The 22,411-nt window shown below is 62.4% G+C and carries 21 protein-coding genes and 3 tRNA genes; 13 read left to right on the top strand and 11 right to left on the bottom strand.

Features of this window, described 5'->3' with window-relative positions:
* Nucleotides 1-78 precede the first annotated feature (78 nt).
* Nucleotides 79-369 (top strand): hypothetical protein, encoded by a 291-nt coding sequence (locus HMPREF3009_RS13800; RefSeq protein ID WP_070681158.1) that lies wholly within the window; start codon nt 79-81, stop codon nt 367-369.
* Nucleotides 370-501: 132 nt separating this feature from the next.
* Nucleotides 502-1,257 carry a hypothetical protein gene (locus tag HMPREF3009_RS07795; protein WP_070681155.1) on the top strand — a complete coding sequence of 252 codons (756 nt, stop codon included), beginning with the start codon at nt 502-504 and terminating at the stop codon, nt 1,255-1,257.
* A 58-nt stretch (nt 1,258-1,315) separates the two neighbouring features.
* Here the strand turns inward: HMPREF3009_RS07795 and HMPREF3009_RS07790 are convergent.
* Nucleotides 1,316-1,388 (bottom strand) — tRNA-Glu (locus tag HMPREF3009_RS07790).
* Between the two features lie 635 nt (nt 1,389-2,023).
* On the opposite strand from HMPREF3009_RS07790, the gene HMPREF3009_RS07785 reads away from it, so the two are divergent.
* Both HMPREF3009_RS07785 and HMPREF3009_RS07780 read left to right on the top strand, forming a co-directional pair.
* Nucleotides 2,024-2,428 carry a hypothetical protein gene (locus HMPREF3009_RS07785; RefSeq protein WP_070516549.1) on the top strand — a complete coding sequence of 135 codons (405 nt, stop codon included), beginning with the start codon at nt 2,024-2,026 and terminating at the stop codon, nt 2,426-2,428.
* Entirely contained in the window at nt 2,421-2,750 is a 330-nt protein-coding gene (locus HMPREF3009_RS07780) for a transcriptional regulator (RefSeq protein ID WP_070516547.1), read from the top strand. The genes HMPREF3009_RS07785 and HMPREF3009_RS07780 overlap by 8 nt, the downstream gene beginning before the upstream one ends.
* Here HMPREF3009_RS07780 and HMPREF3009_RS07775 read toward each other — a convergent pair.
* The 4 genes from HMPREF3009_RS07775 to gltX form a co-directional block, all read right to left on the bottom strand.
* Nucleotides 2,745-3,308, bottom strand: coding sequence for an RBBP9/YdeN family alpha/beta hydrolase (locus HMPREF3009_RS07775; RefSeq protein ID WP_070681154.1), 564 nt, complete (start codon nt 3,306-3,308; stop codon nt 2,745-2,747). The genes HMPREF3009_RS07780 and HMPREF3009_RS07775 overlap by 6 nt on opposite strands.
* Nucleotides 3,309-3,365: 57 nt before the next feature.
* A tRNA-Glu gene (locus tag HMPREF3009_RS07770) sits at nt 3,366-3,441 on the bottom strand.
* Nucleotides 3,442-3,497: 56 nt separating this feature from the next.
* Nucleotides 3,498-3,569, bottom strand: a tRNA-Gln gene (locus HMPREF3009_RS07765).
* 174 nt (nt 3,570-3,743) lie between these two features.
* Nucleotides 3,744-5,243, bottom strand: coding sequence for a glutamate--tRNA ligase (gene gltX, locus HMPREF3009_RS07760; RefSeq protein ID WP_070681151.1), 1,500 nt, complete (start codon nt 5,241-5,243; stop codon nt 3,744-3,746).
* Between the two features lie 161 nt (nt 5,244-5,404).
* Between gltX and HMPREF3009_RS07755 the strand changes: the two genes are divergently transcribed.
* The 9 genes from HMPREF3009_RS07755 (at nt 5,405) to HMPREF3009_RS07720 (ending at nt 15,333) form a co-directional block, all read left to right on the top strand.
* A complete protein-coding gene (locus HMPREF3009_RS07755) occupies nt 5,405-7,759 on the top strand; it encodes a choice-of-anchor M domain-containing protein (protein WP_070681148.1) in 2,355 nt (784 codons plus the stop codon).
* Between the two features lie 12 nt (nt 7,760-7,771).
* Entirely contained in the window at nt 7,772-8,851 is a 1,080-nt protein-coding gene (locus HMPREF3009_RS07750) for a choice-of-anchor M domain-containing protein (protein WP_070681145.1), read from the top strand.
* Nucleotides 8,851-10,350, top strand: coding sequence for an anchored repeat ABC transporter, substrate-binding protein (locus HMPREF3009_RS07745; protein WP_070681142.1), 1,500 nt, complete (start codon nt 8,851-8,853; stop codon nt 10,348-10,350). Before HMPREF3009_RS07750 ends, HMPREF3009_RS07745 begins: the two co-directional genes overlap by 1 nt.
* Nucleotides 10,343-10,765 (top strand): hypothetical protein, encoded by a 423-nt coding sequence (locus tag HMPREF3009_RS13795; RefSeq protein ID WP_232761022.1) that lies wholly within the window; start codon nt 10,343-10,345, stop codon nt 10,763-10,765. The genes HMPREF3009_RS07745 and HMPREF3009_RS13795 overlap by 8 nt, the downstream gene beginning before the upstream one ends.
* On the top strand, nt 10,693-11,235 hold the full coding sequence (locus tag HMPREF3009_RS13790) for a choice-of-anchor M domain-containing protein (RefSeq protein WP_232761020.1): 543 nt from the start codon (nt 10,693-10,695) through the stop codon (nt 11,233-11,235). The genes HMPREF3009_RS13795 and HMPREF3009_RS13790 overlap by 73 nt, the downstream gene beginning before the upstream one ends.
* Nucleotides 11,228-11,956 (top strand): anchored repeat-type ABC transporter ATP-binding subunit, encoded by a 729-nt coding sequence (locus HMPREF3009_RS07735; RefSeq protein ID WP_046648114.1) that lies wholly within the window; start codon nt 11,228-11,230, stop codon nt 11,954-11,956. The genes HMPREF3009_RS13790 and HMPREF3009_RS07735 overlap by 8 nt, the downstream gene beginning before the upstream one ends.
* Nucleotides 11,953-12,849, top strand: coding sequence for an anchored repeat-type ABC transporter permease subunit (locus HMPREF3009_RS07730; RefSeq protein WP_070547374.1), 897 nt, complete (start codon nt 11,953-11,955; stop codon nt 12,847-12,849). The genes HMPREF3009_RS07735 and HMPREF3009_RS07730 overlap by 4 nt, the downstream gene beginning before the upstream one ends.
* A complete protein-coding gene (locus tag HMPREF3009_RS07725; RefSeq protein WP_046648113.1) occupies nt 12,846-14,150 on the top strand; it encodes a choice-of-anchor M domain-containing protein in 1,305 nt (434 codons plus the stop codon). Before HMPREF3009_RS07730 ends, HMPREF3009_RS07725 begins: the two co-directional genes overlap by 4 nt.
* 79 nt (nt 14,151-14,229) lie before the next feature.
* A complete protein-coding gene (locus HMPREF3009_RS07720) occupies nt 14,230-15,333 on the top strand; it encodes an isochorismate synthase (protein WP_046648112.1) in 1,104 nt (367 codons plus the stop codon).
* An 8-nt stretch (nt 15,334-15,341) separates the two neighbouring features.
* Here the strand turns inward: HMPREF3009_RS07720 and HMPREF3009_RS07715 are convergent, their stop codons facing one another.
* The 6 genes from HMPREF3009_RS07715 to HMPREF3009_RS07690 form a co-directional block, all read right to left on the bottom strand.
* Nucleotides 15,342-16,151: a fumarylacetoacetate hydrolase family protein gene (locus tag HMPREF3009_RS07715; RefSeq protein WP_198525922.1), complete on the bottom strand. Its 810-nt coding sequence runs from the start codon at nt 16,149-16,151 to the stop codon at nt 15,342-15,344.
* Between the two features lie 80 nt (nt 16,152-16,231).
* Nucleotides 16,232-16,849, bottom strand: a complete 618-nt coding sequence (locus HMPREF3009_RS07710; RefSeq protein WP_046648110.1) for an exonuclease domain-containing protein — start codon at nt 16,847-16,849, stop codon at nt 16,232-16,234.
* The gene (locus tag HMPREF3009_RS07705) at nt 16,850-18,718 is read right to left on the bottom strand and encodes a DUF294 nucleotidyltransferase-like domain-containing protein (RefSeq protein WP_046648109.1); all 1,869 of its coding nucleotides are present in this window, start codon (nt 18,716-18,718) and stop codon (nt 16,850-16,852) included.
* Nucleotides 18,719-18,735: 17 nt separating this feature from the next.
* Nucleotides 18,736-19,755, bottom strand: coding sequence for a 3-isopropylmalate dehydrogenase (locus HMPREF3009_RS07700; RefSeq protein ID WP_046648108.1), 1,020 nt, complete (start codon nt 19,753-19,755; stop codon nt 18,736-18,738).
* Between the two features lie 136 nt (nt 19,756-19,891).
* Entirely contained in the window at nt 19,892-21,478 is a 1,587-nt protein-coding gene (gene serA / locus HMPREF3009_RS07695) for a phosphoglycerate dehydrogenase (protein WP_070681140.1), read from the bottom strand.
* Nucleotides 21,479-21,522: 44 nt separating this feature from the next.
* Complete coding sequence (locus HMPREF3009_RS07690) at nt 21,523-22,407, bottom strand: hypothetical protein (protein ID WP_070681137.1); 885 nt, start codon at nt 22,405-22,407, stop codon at nt 21,523-21,525.
* Nucleotides 22,408-22,411: the final 4 nt, after the last annotated feature.

The raw sequence follows: 22,411 nt of genomic DNA, 5'->3' as shown, positions 1-22,411 counted from the left end.
CATAGTGAAAATTCGCTTTACTGTAACTATCAGCTACTGAAAATGGAGTGAAAACCCCCGATTCTTTGAGGAGGAATCATGACCCACACCATCCACGACGAGCACACGCACACCCACGGCGAGGGCTGCGGCCACGTTGCCTTCCCGCACGACGATCACACTGACTACCTGCACGACGGTCACATCCACCGTGAGCACGAGGGCCACTGGGACGAGTGCGAGACGTCCGAGCACCACATTCACGAGGACCACGATCACGAGCACGGCGAGGGCTGCGGTCACGTCGCCATCCCGCACGGCGATCACGTGGACTACTTGCACGATGGCCACCGCCACGCAGCCCACGACGGTCACTGGGACTGCCACTAAGGCTCCTCGTGCTAGCACAGACTCGCTAGCACAGACTTTTGCTGCCCGCCTACTCGGTGTTCTGCACTGAGGGTTGGGCAGCTTTCCCCGTTTTCCCACACCATATGGCTAGGCGGGCGTTAGTGTGGGGTCATGCCTTCCCCGCAGACCCCTTCCTCCGCACGCCGATTCCTCACGGCATTGACCGCCGTAGCCGCCGCGGGTCTACTCGCGGCTGGTTGCTCCTCCACCACCACCGAGACCGCCGCCCCAGACACGGCCCCGGCCACCTCTGAGGCAACAGAGCCATCATTCAAAAACACCTATCCGGCTTTCCAGCCGCTTAAAGACGACTCCCACGCCGAGGTGCCTGCAGGCCCCGAGCCCACCGTTCCCGGTGGCTCCGCTCCAGAAGGACAAGCAGGCGCACAGCAGCAAGGCGCACAGCAGCAAGCTGCACAACGGCAGGCACCACAAACGACGCCTCCCCACCTTCAGGGAGTAGAGCCCGGACAGTACGTCATGCCACCTGGAAGCCGGAAAACAATTGAATCCGCGCGCATTGGTTCGATCAACCACATCCACGAGCAGCTGCCAGAGAAGCAGATTAACGGCGCGAAGGTCGATGTCTTCGGCACCCCTGCCACGGTATGCCAGACAGGTGATGGCTACAACATCACCTACATCCTCGCAGGGCCGAATACCAGCTGTGATTTTGCCCGCTCGACTGCCGGCCACCTCATGGGGCTCACCATAAGCTCTTTGGAAGATCTACGCGGTTACGTCCCACCACAAATCTCGGTCACCAGTCCGGTTACCCACCAGTCCTACGACCTCGCATGCAGGACCGACGACCGCGAGATCATCCGCTGCACCGGCGGTAACAACGCGGAAATCATGATCGTGTAGCACCCACGCTAAAGAAGCAAAGCGCTAAGCCACGTGCATGGCTTAGCGCTTTTCGTTGTACCCCGTACGGGATTTGAACCCGTGTTACCGGCGTGAGAGGCCGGCGTCCTAGGCCGCTAGACGAACGGGGCTCGCTTAGCTGTCCGTTGCGGACTTGCTAAACACTATAGGATCCCCAAAAGGTTACACAAATCGGCACGTAGAAGCACCTTTTACACAGATAAAATCCCGAACCTCGTTGCCGCTTTCGGCTGCGATGGAAACATTGGCTCTCAAGGCCTGGGCGCGGATCGAATCAGTGGTTATTCCGCTGGCGTGCCGTGGGCTACTGGGGCCGGAGCACTTGTTAGTCATCGCTAGAGGTTCGGGAGGACACGTGCGCTAACAGCATGTGGTGCAAGGCTCCTACTTCGCTCGAGTGTTGGCTTTAAGAAGTTGTGGATTATGGCGATGCCGCCTAGTACTATCTGCTAGAGTCGCGTCGGCGATAGTGATGATTTTCAGCTTCCGCCATCCGCTCTCCTTTCTGTCGGGAATGCGTTGTACCTGCAGTGTATGACCAGAAAAGGCATACCGGTAGGACTTAGACCAATTGAGCACTGGTTCACCCCCTGGTACTCCTGCGGCCGTCCCGGCTACCTCGCCGAAGATGCAAGCCGGTATGGGGTAGAACCAGACCACTCAGATCGTGCGCGCACCCCACCCCTTTACTTGCCGCTATTGCAACCGTTAGACTTGCACTAGATGCAAACAAGGGAGTCAGGTTATGAACGACGAACTCAAAGTTATTGACGAAGTTCAACAGCGCACCGCCTGGACGCAGAGCTGGTGGGCGGTAACACTTGTAGCACTCGGTATCGGCAGCAGTCTTGCGCTAACCAAGCTGTCCTGGTCGTACACACTCGCACTCCTCATACCGACGTTCATTCTCGGCTTCCTCCTCAAGGACAAAATCGCGAACCCCTTCGTGCGGCTCGACCCCAACACGGGACCGAGGAACGATCGCGCCACGTGGTCACGCGTACTGCTCCCCGGCGCAATGATTTTCTCCACCACGCCGACGCCTGATACATGGCCATGGATGATCACCAGCGGGGTCATTGTTTCGGCAGCAACGGCTTGGATGCTCTACGAGAACCGCAACGCGGCCATAAAGGGCGCTAATGCCTAGTAAAGCACCCAACCAATCCCCTGAGCTGGACCCAGTTATCCACCCGATTAACCGCCTCAGAATCTGCGCTGCGCTCTACTCCGCCGGCGCCACCGCAGGCCGGCAAATGAGGTACAGCAAGCTCGCCGAGTTCACCGAGCTCCCCGCCGATACGCTGTCCAAACAGCTAAAGTACCTCGAGGATCACGGCCACATTAGCCGCACCCGAGAGTACGGTTCTACCCGCGCGAAGGATGCCGTGTGGGTCGCGCTCACCGAGGCGGGCACACGGGCTTACGTGCAGCACGTGGAGGCGCTCAAAGCGATGACTGAGGGACTATAGACTGTGCAACCACTGCGTGATGCGATCCCCCAGCTGTGGAAACTCGGTATAGCCGTCATCTTCAAGGAAATGTCCCGCGTCGTGGATGGTGATGGACATGGCCGAGAGGGCGTCGGCAAGCTGCTGAGTAAGGGCGGGGTCTACTAGGACATCGTTGGTAGACACGAAGACCTCTGTGTGAGCGATGTGTGGCTTGACAGCAGGCACGTCGACGCGAGCCTGGCCAATGAACTCGTCAAGCTCTGGGATGACGCGAAGCTTCTCTACAAACCCAGAGACAATGAAGAGCCCAGGAAGCTCCCACTCGCCCTCCAAGGCCGTGAGATAGTGCAGCAGCGCGGTGCCGCCTAGGCTATGCGTGATGATGCCGGTATTAGCGTTTGGACGCCCAATATCGTTGCGTATCGCCTCTACCCACTCATCGAGCTTTGGAGCGTTCGGTTCCGGCAGCGCGATGGTGTGAACGGTGTGGCCATCGGCGGTCAACAGGCGTTTTAGCCACGGGAACCAGTGGCTGTCAGGGCTGGCTTGGTATCCATGAACAATGTAGAAGTGCATGGTTGCCAATCATACGAAGAAAGAGTGGCAAGCTCATTGTGCTTGCCACTCTTTGAGTGGTACCCCGTACGGGATTTGAACCCGTGTTACCGGCGTGAGAGGCCGGCGTCCTAGGCCGCTAGACGAACGGGGCTTAGAACTGTGACGACTTATTGCAAAGTGCTGCTGCACCTTGCGCAGTTATCACTGCTGGCCTACCAGGACTCGAACCTAGAATGACGGTACCAGAAACCGTTGTGTTGCCAATTACACCATAGGCCATTATCGCTTCGAACTAGCTCAGGGCTTTAACCCCTCGCTGCTCGCTGCAACGGTTTATAACTATATCCAGCACTACCGATACACACAAATCGCCAGGCCAGAAAGCATTTTCGGGGCGTTAGGAGTGACACCTAACGCCCCGAAATTACAGCTCTGTGAGACTGCCCAGGAGGACTACTCAGCGCTCCACGGCGTGAGCGCCTGAGCAGCCTTAAGGCGAGCCAGCGTGGACTCCTTGCCCAGCAGCTCCATGGACTCAAACAGCGGCGGGGAGACCTGCTGGCCCGAGATAGCTACACGCAGGGCACCGTAGGCCTTGCGGGGCTTGAGGCCGAGGTCGTCGATAAGCGCGGCGGAGAGAACCTTCTCAATCTCCTCCGTCTTCCACTCTCCGAGCTCCTCCAGCTTGGCAATGGAAACCTCCAGCGGCTGCACCGCATCCTCCTTGAGGTTCTTCCGGGCCGCCTTCTCATCCAGCTCCAGTTCGGCGTCCGGCGTGGTGAGGAAGGACATGAGGCCATAGGCGTCGGACAGCGTCTTGATGCGGGTTTGCACCAGATCTGCGGCGAAAGCGAACTTCTCCTCCGGATAGTCGGCCGGGAAGTCGGTGTACTCGGTGAGATAGTCGCGCAGGCGCTGCGCAAAGTCTGCCGGCTCCAGCAAGCGAATGTGATCCGCGTTGATGGCCTCGAGCTTCTTCTGATCGAAGCGAGCCGGGTTCCCCAACACGTCGTGGACGTCGAAGTTGGCGATGAGCTCGTCGACTGAGAAGATGTCCTGGTCCGCAGACAGGGACCAGCCCAACAGCGACAGGTAGTTGAGCATTCCCTCCGGGATGATGCCGTTGTCACGGTGATTGAACAGGTTGGACTGCGGGTCACGCTTGGACAGCTTCTTGTTCCCCTCACCCATCACGAAGGGCAGGTGGCCAAACTCAGGCGTCTTCTTGGCAATGCCGAGCTCCACGAGCGCCTCGTAGAGGGCGAGCTGGCGCGGCGTGGAAGACAGGAGGTCCTCTCCGCGCAAAACGTGGGTAACTCCCATAAGCGCATCGTCGACCGGGTTAACCAGGGTGTAGAGCGGCGCACCGTTCGAGCGCGCCACGACGTAGTCCGGCTGGGTCTCCGACTTGAAGGTCATCTCACCGCGCACCAGGTCGGTCCAGGACCAATCCTTGTCCGGCATGCGCAGGCGCCAGACCGGCTTGCGGCCCTCCGCCTCGAAAGCGTCGATCTGCTCCTGGGTGAGGTCGCGGTCGAAGTTGTCGTAGCCCAGCTGCGGGTCGCGGCCGGCTGCCTTGTGGCGCTCCTGCACCTCTTCGTTGGTGGAGTAGGCCGGATAGACGTAGCCGCCATCCTTCAGCTTCTGCAGGACGTCGGCGTAGATGTCCATGCGCTGCGACTGGCGGTAAGGCTCGTCCGGGCCGCCGACGTTGACTCCTTCATCCCAGCCGAGGCCAAGCCAGTTCAGGGAGTCGATGATGGCCTGGTAGGACTCCTCGGAGTCACGGGCAGCATCGGTGTCCTCGATGCGGAAGATCAGCGTACCGCCAGTGTGGCGGGCATAAGCCCAGTTGAACAGAGCCGTGCGGACCATGCCCACGTGGGGCGTGCCGGTGGGTGAAGGGCAAAAACGGACGCGGACGTCGGATGTTTTTTCAGTCATGCCCACCATCGTAGTTCAGCGCCACATCGCCGCACCGCCCGCCCCACTTGGGGGTAGTTGAACTCCGTTTCCACTAAGGCTGAGCAGCACCTTTTCCTCACACTTAACGGTACTGGTTTCCATTACCTATAGTGAATTCTCGTTCAAGAACTGAAGAAAGGTCTCCCATCGTGGTTCGTACCCGCTACGCGGCTCTGCTTACGTGCGCCGCACTCCTCGCCTCTCCCGCCACCGCCGTTGCCGGCCCCGACGACGGCAAGCACGTGGCCACCCAAACGCACATCGACTCCCCCAAGGCGTTTTGGGAGGGTAATTCTCTCACCCTCAAGAGCCATTCCGCAGAAAGCAACCACGACCTTGCCGACACGGTCACCTGGGTGGGCAAAGGCTGGGACCAGAACGGAAGCAACCAATACCAGTTCACAGTCCCCGAGGACCCGGCACTTTCCTTCCTCGGAAAGGCTGGCACGACCTACTACATGGCACCTGCCCGCGTACAGGGCAGCCTGGACCCGGTATGGATGGGCTTCGGTGCGGACACCGAGCTGCCTGTCGATGACTTCCGCGACAACATCGCTTCCCTCGACCTCTTAAGCGTCGATGGCCCCGGCGAGGTAGAGATGTTTGGCTACTACCCCGGCCCCGGCGGCCTGCAGCGCTTCTTCGGAACCACCGAAGGTGCCCCGCATTCTGCCTGGCTGACGAGCGGCACGCACACCCACAACTACACCGTCTTCACCAAGCCTGGGCGCTACCAGCTGACCTACCGCACCACCGCGCGCGACAAGGACGGCAAGCTCATCGCTTCCGCACCGACCACCACCTCCATCCAGGTGGGCGGTCAGCGTCCGGCCGCCGATCCAACACCGTCACTCAAGGAGCGGTTCGACAAGGCCACCGCGGGAGATGCCAGCGCACAGAACTACCGGTTGACCATCGCTCCGAAAAAGTCCGGAGACAAGGATGGGGATGAGCGCCTCTCCTCCATCGACTTCACCGGCGGCAGCAACGGCACGCTCACGCTGCTGATCGACGGCTACTTCCTCACCGATCTGCCCGTGAAAGACGGTCAAGCACACTTCGATGAGTTCCTAGGCCCAGAGTCCTCCACGATCCAGGCTGTCTACACCCCGGAGGACGGCAGCCCGCGCTGGATCTCCGAGGAGCTCGCCTACTCAGAGAACGCCGAGCTTTCCACCACCTCGAAGAAGTCTGCGGAGTCCTGGGCAGAGACCACCAACCCCCGCCAGCTCTCCTCCGATCAAGAGGTTTCGGTATCTAACCCGGAGCTGTCCGCGCGGGCCATTCCGGAGGGCGAGGACGCAACACGCATCATCGTTGAGGCCGCCGATAAGAAGCTCGAAGGCTACGTCCATGGTGGCTTCTTCAGCAAGGGCAGCGAGCTTCCCGACGTGGAATTCGACGGGGTCATCAGCAACGGCCGCGCGGAGTTTGTGGTCGGCGCAGACGCAAGCTTCAACGGCAATACCGTGCGCCTGGATATCCTCCCGCACCCGAGCATCAAGCAAGATTCCGGAAGCATCACGCTCACCGAGAACTTCTCCTTTGGGCAGAAATACGAGGGCCGCGGCGCACTCGGCACAACCTCCAAGGCCCCTTCCACCAGCCCGGACAACAACACCAAGCCAGAGGCAGGAAAGTACACCGGTACGTGCGTTGACAAGGCGGTGCTCGACCATGGCCACGTCGATATCGCTGTCACTCGTGACGGCGATAAGTTCCGCACCCGCCTCAAGGATGAGACGGCCATCGTAGACAAGAAGACTGTCGAGCGCCCGCTTGATGACGTTGTCCTCGCCATCCACAACAATGCCCTGCGCCCCCGCCCGGAGGCGCTCAAGGGCAAAGACTTCGACTACCTGGGCGAGGATAAGTTCTTCCTGCTCCCCCAAACCCAAGAGCAGAGCATCATCTGGCCGGGTTATAACACCCAGGCGCTTGACTACCAGGACTACAAAGACGGCACGGTCACCCTCAACATCAAGCCCGTTGAGATGCCCGACGGCGCACAGGTGGGCCTATTCACCACCGAAGGGTTGGGCAAGGGCTTTACTCCCTTGATCAACTCCGCCGAAGGTGACTACTCCATTGAGACCACCTTCGCCTCCCACACCCACACCAACTGGGCGTTTACGAAGCCGGGCATGTACAAGCTCGAGGTCAGCTACTCGGCTACCACTACAGACGGCAAGGAGATTACCTCTGAACCGCAGACGCTCACCGTGGCCGCCGGCGACGCCGCGATCAAGGACTGCGTGAGCGCGAAGGACGGTAACGAGGGCGGAAACAAGGGCGAGGGCAACGACAAGCCCGGCAGTACCAAGCCGAACGACAACAAATCCAGCGGCGAGAAGGACATGAAGTCCTCTATGCCCAAACTCGAGGGTTTGTGGGGCCTCGTGCTTCCCGTTGTCTTGGCCATCGTGTTCCAAGGTTTCCTCAACTTCTACAACAACCACCGCGGCCAGATTGAGTCTCGCCTCAACGGCTTGCTTCATCGCTAGAAAGGACACCGCGTGCACCGCACCACAGAACTGCACAGAGTCACTGCTGCCCTCTGCGCCATCGCCGTGGCGCTGGCAGTCGTCTTCACGGGCCACCCGGCCCCGGCCCGCGCCGATGGCGAGGTTTTCGACACCGGGCACGTTGATGCCTTCTATGTCTCCGCACCCGGCGGAGAGCTCACTTTGTCAATGAAGGAAGACATCACAGGTAGCGGTGTCGTACGCCCAGGCAACGATGTCACCCTCAAAGTGGCCGAGGAAGCCTGGAGCGAGGCCACCGAGGGCATCGATGGGATTGGCGCACCGACGTATTACCTCCCCCAGACCCAGGACAGTTCGCTGCTCTGGCCGGGATGGGATACCCAGTCTGCACAATCGGCTGGCTACACCGACATCAACTTCGAGTTCGTCGAGGTCACCGGCCCCGGTGATATCTTCGTGTTCGAAACGGCAGGCTTCGGCGATATCCAGCCTGTCACCGACGCCGGCGCGCTGGACCTGGTGTCCGGGGACGTCATCAACCAGGCCTACCCGGCACACCGACACGTCAACTGGGCTTTTAGCGAACCCGGTATCTACACCATGACGGTGCAGGCAGAATCCAATGGGGACACGAGTAACCAGGTCACCTATACCTGGGACGTCGGTGATGCAGAAGCCACGCCCCGGGAAGAAGAAACGGATACGGACCACGGTGCTGAGAGCTCTGCTGAGCTCGACGACGTCACCCTGGGCGAGGCCTCTTCCGACGAACCTGCTTCTTCTAACTCGGGCTCACGCTCTGGGGACGGAAGCTCCGGAGGCGCTACCCGCGGTGCGGCGTCGGCTGCGGGAACCAAGGCCGCAGAACAACAGGCACAGGACAAGAATCGAAAAGACCGCTCAGAGCGCAAGGAAAGGAAGGAGCGCAAGCCTGCCCGCGTAGCCGACAAAACCACGCCAGCCGCGGAGAACGTGGACACGGTCGCTGCCGCCGGCTATTACGACAGCGGGCAAAACCTACTGCCGTGGGGCATCGGAATCTTGGGCCTTGGCATGCTCGTGCTTGGCTTGGCGCTAGCACGTCTCGCACTCATTAAGGGCCGCGACTAATGCCGTACGGAGTACGCACCCGGACGCACCCCATCGCGCTACTCTCGGCGGTGCTTATTGGCGCGTCCACGCTCAGTGGTTGCGCGAGCACCGCCAATGGGGACGATGCGAAGCTCAAGGTGGTGGCGACGACGCCGATTCTGGGGGACGTCGCCAAGCACGTGGCCGGGGACGACGCCGCGGTGACCACGTTGATTCCCGCGGGCAAGGACCCACACACCTTTGAGCCGAGCTTGCGCTCGGTGCGGGATGTCGCCAACGCGGATGTGCTGCTGGCCAATGGGTTTCTCCTCGAGCCGCAGAACCTGCTGAAGACGCTGCGGGAATCATCGGATGTTCCGGTCACCGAGGTAGCGGACCAAGCGTCCACGCGCGGGGCCCGTCTCGTGCCGCTGGTGGAAAACGTTGCCCTCGATGCCGTCTGGCTGGGGTTGCGTGTGCGCAATGCCCAGCCGGGTACAACGAGCGTAACCATGAGCCTGCTCGATGCCGAGGGGCCAGGCGATGTTGCGGCTTACGTCGTATCCACGTTTGGTACGCCCGAAGCACTCTTTAACACGGCTGATGGTCTGGACGAACGCGACGATTCCACGACGCTGCCGGCCAACGCCCACACGCACGTCTCGTGGGCCTTCACCAAGCCGGGCATATACCGTCTCACTTTTGGCGCAACGGATAGCTCCCCGCAGGAATTCACGGTGGCCGTGGGCGTACAGCCACCTGATGGAATGACCTCCCTGGATTCGGGACACGTAGATATCACCGCGGACTTGTCCACGGGCGAGCTCGATTTGGAGGATCAAGGCGAAGGTTTCGACCCGCGCACCACGGCGTTGAGCATTCCCAACTCCACCCTGCAGCAGATTCCGCCGGATCCTGCGTACCGCTTCCTAGGGCGCCCAGGTGACGAGACCTACCTGCTGCCGCAGGCGGTCCTGGGCAAGCACATCCACGGTGAGGTTGACCCGCACCTGTGGCACAACGCGGCCAACGGCATCAGCTATGCCGAGGTCATCGCCGAGCAGCTGGCCGTGGCGGATCCGTCCCACGGCGCGGACTATCGGGAGCGCGCTCAGGACTACATCGAGCAGTTGCACGACGCGGACGCGGAGGTGCGGCGGCTCATCGAAGACATCCCGGAGCGCAACCGGCACTTGGTCACACCTCATCACGGCTATGCCTACCTGGAACAAGGTTATGGCCTTGATATTGCGGGATTCGTCACTCCCAACCCGGCCATCGAGCCTTCACCGCGGGACGTCATCGCCCTGCGCCGCACGTTGGAGAATCTCCGCCTGCCCGCGGTCTTCGTCGAACCTACTCAACAGGCCAGCGCCGATGTCATCCGTGAGGCTGCCGAATCCCTTGGGATCGCGGTCTGCCCCATCTACGGCGACACTCTCGATGACACCGTCCCCACGTATCTCGACCTGTTGCGATTCAACGCACACTCACTCAACCGCTGCTTAGGCAGCACCACGAAGGAAACTCATGTCTAATCGCACCATCCACACACTAGGCACGTCCCTGGCGGCAACACTGACCGCTGCGGCGTTGGCTTTCGCACCGGTGACCGCGTGGGCCGGTGATCTGGCCCAGGTCGTGAGCGCCGATGAAGAGGTCGCCACACCTGGAACAGAGGCCACCATCGACCACGGTCACGTGGACCTTGGGCTGTTGCTTGTCGACGGGCAAGCCCAGTTCCTCGCCCGCGACGATTCAGCAGCCACGCCGGTGTGGCGTGATCCTGCTGACGTAGTCTTCGACGTCGGCGACAATGCCCAACTCACCCTTCCGGAGGACAAAGCCTTTCCTTTGTCGGCGCCGAGCCCGGATCGCAGGTGTGGGTCGTTCCCCAAACAGAACAAGCCGACGTGCCGTGGCTGGGCTGGAATACCCAGGCGCCCTCGCTAACGGACAACGTTGACCGCGGCCTCACCATGGAGTTCTTGGGCCACCAAGGGCCGGGCGAGTTCTCGCTGTTCCTGCAAAACGGTGGCTTCGAAGAACCGCAGCTGCTGTGGTCCACCGCGACCGGGGCCACGGACGGTTTCTGGGTGGACCTGGGCACGCACACGCACGCTAACTGGGTATTTAGCGAACCCGGCATCCACCAGGTTCGGGTGCGCATGAGCGGGCAAGGCGCGGGCGAGAGCGCCGGGAGCGATGTCGCTGCCGAGGCCACGTTGACCTTTGCTGTCGGTGCAGGCACCGACGTCGCGCAGGCGCACGCCGCGCAGTGGGATCCGAGCGCCGTGTCCTCGGATGCCTCGGCGGGCGCCGCGGTGCCGGTGTGGGTCTGGGCACTCGCCGGTGCGGGCCTACTCGTCCTCGTCGGGGCTGTGTTTGCGGTGCTACGCGCGAAAGGCGGGCGCCGTGGCTAATCCCTTCATCTCAATCAACGACCTGGCAGTATCGCTTTCTGGCCGCCAGGTCATCGACGGCGCATGCTTCGACGTCAACCCCGGCGAGTTTATTGGGCTTCTCGGGCCGAACGGAGCCGGTAAGACCACGCTGATGCGCGCCGTCCTGGGGCTGGTCCCCTTCACCGGCACCATCGACGTCACCACCTCGTTGGGATACGTCCCGCAGCGTCACGACGTGGAGTGGGACTTCCCCATCAGCGTGGCCAAGGCGGTGCTCAGCGGGCGCACGGGAATGGTGGGCTGGTTCCGGCGGCCGGGCCGAGCTGACAAGGAGGCTGCCCGCCGCGCCATCGAGTTGACCAATTTGGAAGAGTTCGCCCAGCGACCTATCGCGCAGCTGTCCGGCGGCCAACGCCAGCGCGTCCTCATCGCCCGCGCTCTGGCCTGCGAGCCCGAGGTGCTGCTTCTCGACGAACCCTTCACCGGACTCGACGCTCCCAACACCGAGGAGCTACTGACTCTTTTCCAGAAACTCACCGACCAGGGAAGCAGCGTGGTCATGTCCACCCACAACCTCTCCGAAGCCGCGCACTCGTGTTCGCGCCTGGTGCTCTTTAACCGGGGAATCGTCGCGGATGGGCCCGCTGAGGACCTCCGCCTGACTCCGCAGCCGTGGAGCGAGACCTTCGGGGTATCGGCCTCCTCACCGCTGCTCTCTGCGATTGGGGTGGCGGCATGATCGACATTTCGCTTGTTGAGTTTTTCCAGGACCTGGCCAACCCGCACCTGGACTTTTTGGCCCGCGCGGTCGGCATCTCCATCCTCGCTGCAATTGTGTGCGGGGTGGTGGGGTGCTACGTCGTGCTGCGCGGCATGGCCTTTATCGGCGATGCTGTCTCCCACGCGGTGTTCCCGGGTCTGGCTATCGCTTTCGTGCTCCAGGGCTCAGTGCTGCTCGGCGGCGCCGTGGCGGGCTGCACCGTCGCCGTGCTCATCGCGTGCTTCTCCCAGCGGCGCACGGTCCGCGAGGACTCCGTCATCGGTATTTTCTTCGCCGCATCCTTTGCGCTTGGCATGGTCATTATCTCCCGGGTGGAGGGCTATACGGCCTCGCTCACGAGCTTCCTCTTCGGATCGCTGACGGGTGTCTCCCGTGCAGATCTCTACACCGCGTTCACCGTCACGGTGCTCATCGTTGGGGCCGTGGTCTTGCTCGGCCCCCAGCTCACCGCCACGTGCCTGGACAAAGAAACTGCCCGCGCGATGGGACTGCCCGTCTTTGCTCTGGACATCGTGCTCTACCTCTGCGTGACCGGCGCGGTGGTCATCTCTGTGGGCACCATCGGCAACGTCCTCGTGCTCGCCCTACTCATTACCCCAGCGGCCACGGCGCGGCTGCTCTGTGACTCGCTGGGGTCGATGATGATCGCCTCCGCGGCCATCGGTTCGCTCGGCAGCTTCTTCGGCATCTATCTGGCGTGGGCCATCGATCTTCCCGCTGGGGCGACCATCGTACTGCTGCTTACTGCTTGCTTCCTCGCGGCGTGGGCACTGTCCCCTCTTCTGCATTCTCGTCGTGCCACGGCGTCCTCCCCGCACCCATCTAATTCAAAGGAGTCCCTGTCCGCATGAATATCCGTCCCTTAACCTTGACCGCTGCCGCCGCTATCGCCCTGAGCTCGCCGACGATGATTGCTTCTGCAGCGCCCGCTGTTGCCGCGGAGCGCGCAGGCGAGTCCTCCTGCGATGCCAGCTCCCTGCATGCCTTTAGCCGCGGACACCAAGACCTCGCGCTGGTGGGAAATTCTGGCGATATCTCCTTCATCGCCCGCGACGATGAGTCCGGCAAGGACTACGACTCCGGCGAGTTCTACGTGGAGGTCGGCAGCAATGCTGCCTTCGATGAGTCAGCCGGAAGCGATATCCCGTCGAGTGGTTGGCAGATCCCCCAAACCCAAGACCCGGCAATCCCCTGGCTTGGTTTCAACACCAGCTACCTCGACCCGGCAACGGCCGAGGGCGCTACCCTGTCGCTAACGCTGCACAGCGCACCGGAAGGCGGACGTATGGTGGGATTCCAAAACTCCCTGGGTGCAGCGCCCACCGTCCTCTTTGATTCGGAAGACCCAGACATCACCTGGGACTACCCCGATCACTTCCACAGCCACACCGGGATCATTTTCACCGAGCCAGGCGCCTATGCCGCAACCTTCACGTTTACGCTCAACGATGGCTCGGAGCATTCCATCGACGTTCCTTTCCTCGTAGGTGAAGCGGAGCCCGACGAGGTGTGTCAACTGGATTGGGGTGCCAGTGCCGGCGCTGGGCAGGGCTCTGGTTCTGGCAGCGCGAAGAACCGCCCGCAGCAGTTGGCCAAGGAGATCAACGACACCTCTAAGTCGATCGCTCAGTTAGACAAGACGATGGATAAAACCTTCAAGGAGGCCGAGGCCGTCCTCAACGGCGCGCAGCCCTCCACGTCCAGAGACGCCAAAGACTCGAAGCAGTCTGAGCGCTCCGCGCGAAGCACCGAAAAGAAGCCGGCTGCAGATGCTTCTGAAAGAAGCCAACGTCCTGAGACGCAGGGCCAGCGCGCCCCACAGAACGGATCATCCCACACTGTGGAACAACAGAGAGATTCCACACATCGGAACACCTCGAACGGGCGCTCTGCTACTCGCGCGAAAGAGTCCGGGAGTACCGCGGCGCCCAAGAAGGAACGAAGCACCAAGCATACCGCCGCGGCGCAGCGCCCCGCCCCAAGCACGGAGGAACAGCAGGCTGGAAGCGCAAACATCCAGGCTATGAGCTATGGCGCACCGATGGCCGGCTTCTGGGCGGGCTTCCTTGCGGGCATGGGTTCCCTTGCGCTTCTCCTCGGTATCGGGCTGTTCATCGCGGTGCAGTTCTTCCGCCCGCGCAACCGCGACTAGTCCCCTAGGGGCGGTCACCCCGCATAAGGAGTGGATCTGGTTTCGGTAAGAAGGAAAGAAGGAACTAGAGTTATTCCTTATGTGTGAAAACAGACCCTCCACCGCCCCCGACTTCCTCCTGTCCCGCGCGACGGGGTCTGTGCGTACCCAAGGTTCGGCTGCGACCTTCAGCGATGTCGATGCCGCCGTAGCCGAGCTGCGTGCCGGCACGGTCCCGATGATCGTCGGAGCGCTTCCCTTCCACAAGGGAGATCCAGCCGCCTTGACAGTCCCGCGCAGCATCATCCGCGAGGACGGCCCGCTCGAGCCGCATGCCTACTACCGCAGCGGCACGCTCAACGCGCGGGTTACCGGTTTCGATCCGGAACCGGAGGAACACCTTCGCCGCATTGAAGCAGCCATCGCCACGATCGAGGCGTCCAAGCTGGACAAGGTAGTCCTCGCCCGCGCCGTTGACATTGAGTTCAACGCCCCTGTCGATCCGCTCCTCGTCGCCGCGCGGCTGATCGACCTGTCCTCCCATCGCGATGGTTTCATCGCCGACCTCACCCCGGCGGGGCGACCCGGAGCGATGCTCGTGGGCTCTTCCCCGGAGGTGCTCATCAAGAAGCAGGGTTCAACAGTCACGGCCTTCCCCTTGGCCGGATCCGCACCCCGGCAGGCAGATAAAGCACGCGACATCATGGCAGGTCAGGACCTGCACAATTCCGAGAAGGATTTGCGCGAGCATGCCTTCGTGGTCGACCACATCCGCCGCATCCTGCAGCCGCTGTGCGCGACTCTCGACGCCCCCGCCTCACCCCAGCTCACCTCCACCAATGAAATGTGGCATCTGGGCACCCCGATTGCGGGAACCCTCAAGGACTCCAGCATTACGGCACTGGAGCTGGCCGAGTTGGTTTACCCCACCCCAGCTATTTGCGGCACCCCCACCGAAGCTGCGCAGGCGCTCATCGAAACTGCTGAGACCGACCGCGGCTTCTACGCCGGTGCAGTTGGCTGGTGCGATGATTCCGGCGATGGCGAATACATGGTGGCCATCCGCTGCGCGGAGGTCGCGGGCGATGGCCTGTCCGCCCGCGCGTGGGCGGGCGGAGGAATCGTTGTGGATTCCGACCCGACGGCCGAGCTTCAGGAAACCACAGCGAAACTGCGCACCATCCTCCGCGCGCTCAACCTCTAGAGCAGCGCCTAAGCGCGCTCAATCGGGTTGGTCAGGCTGCCCACACCAGGGATCTCAATTTCGATGGTATCGCCCGGAACCATCGGGGCCGTACCCGCCGGGGAGCCGGTGGTGATAACATCGCCCGGCAGCAGGGTGTAAGACCGCGAGATCTCAGCGATAACATCGCCCATCTTCACAATCATCTGGTCGGTGTTGGAGTCCTGCTTCTGCTCGCGCTTGCCATCGTGCGTGAGGTATGCGTTGATCCTCTGATCGTCGAGATTGATGCAGTCCAGGTCCGTCTCAATCCACGGGCCCAGCGGGCAGAAGGTGTCGATGCCCTTCGCGCGCGCCCACTGGCCATCCTGGAACTGCAGGTCACGCGAAGAAACATCGTTACAAATGGTGTAGCCGACGACGTGGTCGCGCCACTTCTCTGGGTCGATATTCTTCGAGACCTTGGAGATCACGACGGCGAGCTCACCCTCGAACTCCACGTTGGTGGCGAACTCCGGAATCTTGATGGGCGCACCCGGGCCAATGACCGCGGTGGAAGGCTTGATGAAGATCGTCGGCGGCAGGTGCTCGGCAGACTCCTTGAAGACCTCCGCCACGTGGTCGGCGTAGTTGCGGCCGAGCGCTACGACCTTGGTCGGCAGGGTCGGCGCCAACAAGCGCACCTCACTCAGCGGCCACTCGCGGCCAGTGGGCTCCGGCGGCGTAAACGGTGTGCCGGAAATTTCCTTGGCCACCAGCTGATCCAGCGGGGCGTCGGCGGGACCATCGATGATGGCAAAACAGATACCTTCGGTGTGAGCAATTCGTCCTAAACGCATAACGGCCATACTACTCGCAAGGATTTTTAACACACGATCAGGGGTCTGCAGTAAAGGTTGCAAAGGAAGCGTTGTCTATCTCAGCGCTGGACGACGTCCCCCAGGGTCACCGCTCGCGTGCTCCCCCGCTGCGCTAGGTATAGCTCTGCGCAAGCCAGGGCGTCGCTGAGCGCATTGTGGCTGCCATAGCGCGGCAGACCATAGCGCTCACGGACTCGGGGAAGGCGTAGGTCCTCGCCGCGCGGGTAGGTGCCCATGCGCTCCATGTGGCGCCGCTCCAACGCAAAGGTATCCACCACGCTCAGCCGCGGGCGCTCTCCGAACACCGCGCGCGATGCCGCCTCAATGAATCCCACCTCCAGCGCTGAGAAGTGTGCGAGCAACGCGCGTCCCTGCACCGCCTGGCGCAACTGCTCCATGGCGCTCTCCAGCTCCTCTCCGGCGTCGATGACGTTTTGGGTCAGCAGGTGGACATGCGAGTCGTCGGCCACCTGCGCACCGCGCACCACGATATAGCCAGCACCGGATAAGTCGATGGTTCTGCCATTAACCGGAACCCAGCCAATAGAGACGATCTTCCCCGTGCGGGGGTTAAGGCTGGTCGTCTCCATGTCCACGGCCAACAAGCCCACGTCATCAAGGGGTGTGGTGCGCGGGGGCGCGCCCCAGTCCGCCCGGCGGCTCCAGCGATTCCACATCTAGATATTCCTCACCGGGTATTTGGTCGCGAGGGCATTCTGCATCGACTTGATCGCCCGGAAGGCATCGCGCAGGTGCTCGCGTTCCATGCGCCCCAGGCTCTTGGGGCCGATGTTGTAATTGGGCTGCTGTCCCTCGCGCAGCTGGTGGGCTTGGTGTTGGAAGGAGAGGGAGCGTAGGTAATCAAAGGCGTCGAGAAGCTCCTGCGCCCCCTGGTGGCTCACCGCGTTACCGGCGGCTTCTCTGAGACGCTGGCGGGTATCCACCACCGTCGAGCCGGAAGCCAAGGCGAAGAGCCGGGCCATCTGCACGATTCCGGCGGTCCCGCCCTTCTTGATGTCGAGGGTGTTGGCGTAGTCGCCATCGCGCTCCACCACGAGCCCCCGGAAGAAGGTCAGCGGCGGCTCGCGGCGCGCTGCCAAGCTGGCCAGGTGCGCGTGCAAGCGAGTTGCCCCTTTACCCATTTCTACGGCAGCAGTGTGGACTTCTCGGCCCAGCTCCTCGCTGCCATAGAGGACACGGAAATCGAAGAAGATCTGCGCGTTGAGCAGAGCCTCCGGTTGGGGCTCCCGGATCCACCTACGGAAGGTATCGATCCAGTGGGTCCGGGTCATCCGCCATTCTTCGTTCATCGCCATCATGTTGCCGGGGCAGAGAACTTGGCCGGCGTCGGCAAGCCCTTGGCAGACGAAGGAGCTCATCCGCGCGAAGTAGTCGCCGTGTACCGCGGCATCGTAGTCATCAGCGAGAACCAGAGCATTGTCCTGATCCGAGGCTAGCGCCATTTCCCGGCGGCCCTGCGAACCGACGGCCACGAAGGCATACTCGACCGGCGGGGGTCCGAGTTCCTCCTCGGCTAGCGTGCACAGTCGGCGGGCCACTGCATCGGCGGCGAGCGTGACCAGGCTGGAGGCTTCCGCCGGGGTGGAGCCACGCTCCACGTAACGCCCGGCCAGGCGCGTGGCTTCCTGAAAAGCGCCACGAAGCTCAGCGGCACTGCTGCGCCGTGAGAGATCCGCGGTGAGGTAGAGCGGATCGTTATGGAGCAGGCGCGTAACGTCCGACTGCGTGACAATGCCCTGCAATGCGCCCTCGGTGACCACCGGCAGGTGGTGGATACCTCGCTCGGCCATGTGCAGCAGCGCCTCCATGGCGGGGGCATCGGCAGATACCGTCAGCGGGTTGGGCGTCATGATCTCCCCCACCGCCTGGCCAGGATCCCGGTGAACGGCGAGCACGCGCGAACGCAGATCGCGGTCCGTCACGATGCCCTTAAGGCGGGTGCCGTTCTGGTTCCCGGGCTCCACGACGAGGAGCGAGGACACACTCCGGTCAGTCATCAGGCCAGCGGCTTCCGCGATCGTGGTGGTGGGCGGAGCGGTGAGCACGTCGGTGCGGATAAGGTCCTGCAGCGGCGTGCGGAGAACATCCGTCGGTGCGGAATCGGACAGCTCGCGGGCTGCTGCTCGGATCTGGCGCGACTTGGCCGAAAAGAACCGTGCGATGTCTGGGTTGCGTTGGGCGCACTCGCTAAAAGCGTGCTGCGGCAGGGTGAAGACCAGACTGTCTTCGACCGCGACCATCTCATAGACGGAAACCGGCTCACCCTGCAGCGTGGAATAGCCAAAGGTCAGCCCGGGTTCGCGCCGATCGAGAAGGACGCCATCCTCTCCCAGAACATCTATTGCCCCGGTGCGGATGATGTGTAGGAACGCGTTCTCCTCCCCGAGCCGGACGGGGACATCCCCGCGGCGCAGGTAGATCATGCTCAGCTGTGCAGACAGCGCGGTGAGCTCTTCCTCCGGCAGGCGGGAGAAAGGCTCGTGCTGGGCGAGGAAACTAGTGACCTCGTCTATTTCGACGCTCATGCGCCAACCATACAGTGCTAGGCGCGCAGCGCGGAGGCGATTCGGTCACCAATTTCGGTAGTCTTCGGCTGCGCATCCCCGCGGGAGGAGACGTCGGCAGCAACGGCCTCCTCGATGCGCACAGCGTTGTCCTCGTCGCCGAGGTGGCGCAGTAGCATCGCGGCCGAGAGGATCGCCGCGGTCGGGTCCGCAATCCCTTTGCCCGCAATGTCCGGGGCAGAACCGTGGACAGGCTCGAACATGGAGGGATTCGCACCGGAGGCGTCAATGTTTCCGGAGGCGGCTAAGCCGATGCCACCGGTAACAGCACCGGCCAGGTCAGTCAGGATGTCACCAAAGAGGTTGTCGGTCACGATGACGTCGTAGCGCGCGGGATCGGTGACCATGTAGATGGTTGCGGCATCGATGTGGTTGTAGTCCACGGTGACCTCCGGAAACTCCTGTGCCACCTCGTTCACGGTGCGCTGCCACAGCCCGCCGGCATTGACCAAAACGTTGGTCTTGTGCACCAGCGTGACGTGCTTGCGGCGGGACATCGCACGCTGGAAGGCATCGCGCACCACGCGCTCAACGCCGTAGCGGGTGTTCTGGGACACCTCCGAGGCCACCTCGTGCTCAGTGCCTTCGCGCAGCGTGCCGCCGTTTCCGCAGTACAGACCTTCGGTGCCCTCACGGACAACGACGAAGTCGATATCGCCCGGGTTTGCCAGAGGCGAGGTAGACGTCGGGTACAACTTGGAGGGGCGCAGGTTAACGTGGTGGTCGAGCGCAAAACGCATCTTCAGCAGCAGGCCGCGCTCCAAGACGCCGGGCGGAACCTCACCCGGGGCGCCAATCGCACCGAGCAGGATGGCGTCGTGCTCGCGCAGGGAGGCCAGGTCGGCGTCGGTAAGCAGCTCTCCGTTGCGCAGGTAGCGTCGAGCACCCAGGTCATAGTCGGTCACCTCGATGTCCTCGCGCACCGCGCGCAGAACCTTGAGCGCTTCCGCGGTTACCTCGGGGCCAATGCCGTCGCCGCCAATCACTGCAAGTTTCATTTTGTGGGATTCCTTTCTCACATATTGGATACTTGAGAGAGTACCACCCTCGTGCCCTCCATGAAGCCGAAACCCCCTGAAGAACCATGGCTGGCTCTGCAGGGGGGCGGTGGACTCCACTCAGGTGCGGTGTGGATTAAACATCCAAATCGAGCTGGTGGCAGGTAGCCCCCAGCGCCGAGTTGATCTCCTCGACGAGCTCCTCTGGCACCTCGCGCTCGACGCGCAGAATGAGCACAGCGTCGGAGGCGTCCTTACCCTGGGTCAAGGCGGCGGCGACAATGTTGATGCCGGCAGAGCCCAGCTTGGTACCCACGGTACCCAGCGCGCCCGGGGCATCCTTGTAGGAGAAGAAGAGGTTGCGGCCGGTAGCGCGCATATCGACGCCGCGGCCGTTGATGCGGATAATCTTCTCCACCCCGTCAATTCCAGTCAGGGCACCGGTCAGCTGCGATACCTTGCCGTTGGGGCCAATCACCCTGACGCGCACCGAAGAGCGGTGGCCCTTCGACTCCACGTTGGTCTTCACGTCCACGGTCACGCCGCGGCTTTCGGCGATCTTCATTGCGTTAACGAAGGTGACAGCCTCCGAGACCACGCCGGAAAACAGTCCGCGAACAGCAGACAGACCAAGAGCCGAGACATCCTCGTTGGCCAGCTCACCGCAGGCCTCGACCTCCACGGCAACCGGTGCAGCATCCAGCAGGTTGCCGGCTACCAGGCCCAGCTTGCGGGTCAGGTCCAACCAGCCGGCGACTTCCTCGCCGACCCGGCCGCCTTCAACGTTGACGGCATCCGCGACGAACTCGCCGGCCAGTGCCTTCAACACGGAGGCGGCGACATCGGTACCGGCGCGGTCCTGCGCTTCGACCGTGGATGCGCCCAAGTGCGGGGACACGGTAACTTGCGGAAGCTCAAACAGCGGGGAATCGGTGCAGGGCTCGGAAGCATAGACGTCGAAGCCTGCGCCGCGGTGGTGGCCAGACTTGATGGAGGCAGCTAGCGCCGCTTCATCGACGAGGCCGCCGCGGGCGGCGTTAATGATGATCTGGCCCTTCTTGGCCTGCGCCAAAAGCTCGGCATCGAACATGCCGGCGGTCTCCGGGGTCTTGGGCAGGTGGATCGTCACAAAGTCAGAGCGGGACATGAGCTCCTCAAGGCTCACCAGCTCCACACCCAGCGCCGCCGCACGGGCCGGGTTGGCATAAGGATCGTGCGCGATGATGGTGGTCTCAAAGGCCGCCAGGCGCTGGGCAAAGAGCTGGCCGATGTGGCCGAAGCCCACGATGCCGATGGTCTTGCCATAGATCTCGACACCCTTGAAGGACGAGCGCTTCCACTCGCCTTGGCGAAGAGACTGATCCGCCGCCGGCACCTGGCGCGCGGTGGCCAGGAGCAAGGCGATGGCCTGCTCGCAGGCGGAGTGGATGTTGGAGGTCGGCGCGTTGACGACCATGACTCCACGCTCGGTGGCGGCTGGGATGTCAACGTTGTCCAAGCCAACGCCAGCACGGCCGACGATCTTCAGGTTCTCTGCGGCGGCCAAAACCTCCGCGTCCACGGTCGTGGCGGAGCGGACGAGGAGCGCATCGGCCTCAGGCACTGCGGCGAGGAGCTCCTCGCGGTTTGGGCCATCAACCCAGCGAACCTCAACGGTGTCACCGAGGGCATCAACAGTGGATTCGGCAAGCTTATCGGCGATAAGTACGACCGGCTTCGACATAACTTCCTTTACTAGTCAGAATTGGAGATGCCGAGAAGTGTAGTTTATTCTTTCCAGCCCTGAGTGATTTTATGCGTGAATTCTGTCACTGAACCGAATTCCGGTCCGAGGGCCACGATAGGCCCCTCCGACAGCCCTGCCGTTATCGCCGCGCCGGCCTTCGTCGCCGACGGATCTGGCTCGGTCATGACGAAGACCGTGCCACCGTAGGCGGTGGCGTTGACCACGTTGGCTAGGGGGCTTTCCGCGGTCGCCACAATCACCGGCGCCATTTGTGCGTCGCGGCGCGCCTGGGCTGGAATAGCCGGCATCTTTTCCTTCGTTATGTGCTGCGGCAGGGGCTCCCAGGCGGCCTTGAGCTCCGTCTTCGTAGAGGAATCCAAGCGCGCAATGTTGTCAACCATGCGCTCGCGTTTCATGACTACCTTCGACGTGAAGCGAAAAGCGGTGTACTCCCCCAGCGCCTTGGTGTTTCCTGGGTCATGGATAACTTCAAGTTGCCCGTTCTGGCTGGCCCACGGAACGTTACCGATAACGAGGAGCTGGTCTACGTCGAGATCAGTGAGCAGCTGTGAAATCTGCGGGCGAATCGACGCATCGTACGTCACCATGGGCACGCGCTGCGATACGCTCAGCGTCGCGGCCCGCAGGGCGGCGGCATCTGAGTCTTCGGCCAAGATCAGCGTATTGCTTTCCTTAAAGAACAAGCGCGCGGAGTCAATTCCCCAGTGGTCCTCAACCACCGTAATCTCGTTGGCGAATTGCGGGTCAATGAGCCGCAGACGATTCTCTTCGCTCGCGCGGGCCAGGTCGATGTCCGCCTCGGGGAGGGCGGTGATGTCCTGCGTGAGGATCGGCTCGCCCCGCCCCAGCGAGGAACAGCCCGCAGCGCCTAGGCCCGTCACGACTAGGAGCAGCGCTACAGGCACGACC

It is taken from the genome of Corynebacterium sp. HMSC034H07 (genome assembly GCF_001815175.1).
Taxonomy (GTDB): domain Bacteria; phylum Actinomycetota; class Actinomycetes; order Mycobacteriales; family Mycobacteriaceae; genus Corynebacterium; species Corynebacterium hiratae.
The sequence above is the reverse complement of the archived record's forward strand: the minus strand, read 5'-3'. Positions and strand labels throughout refer to the sequence as shown.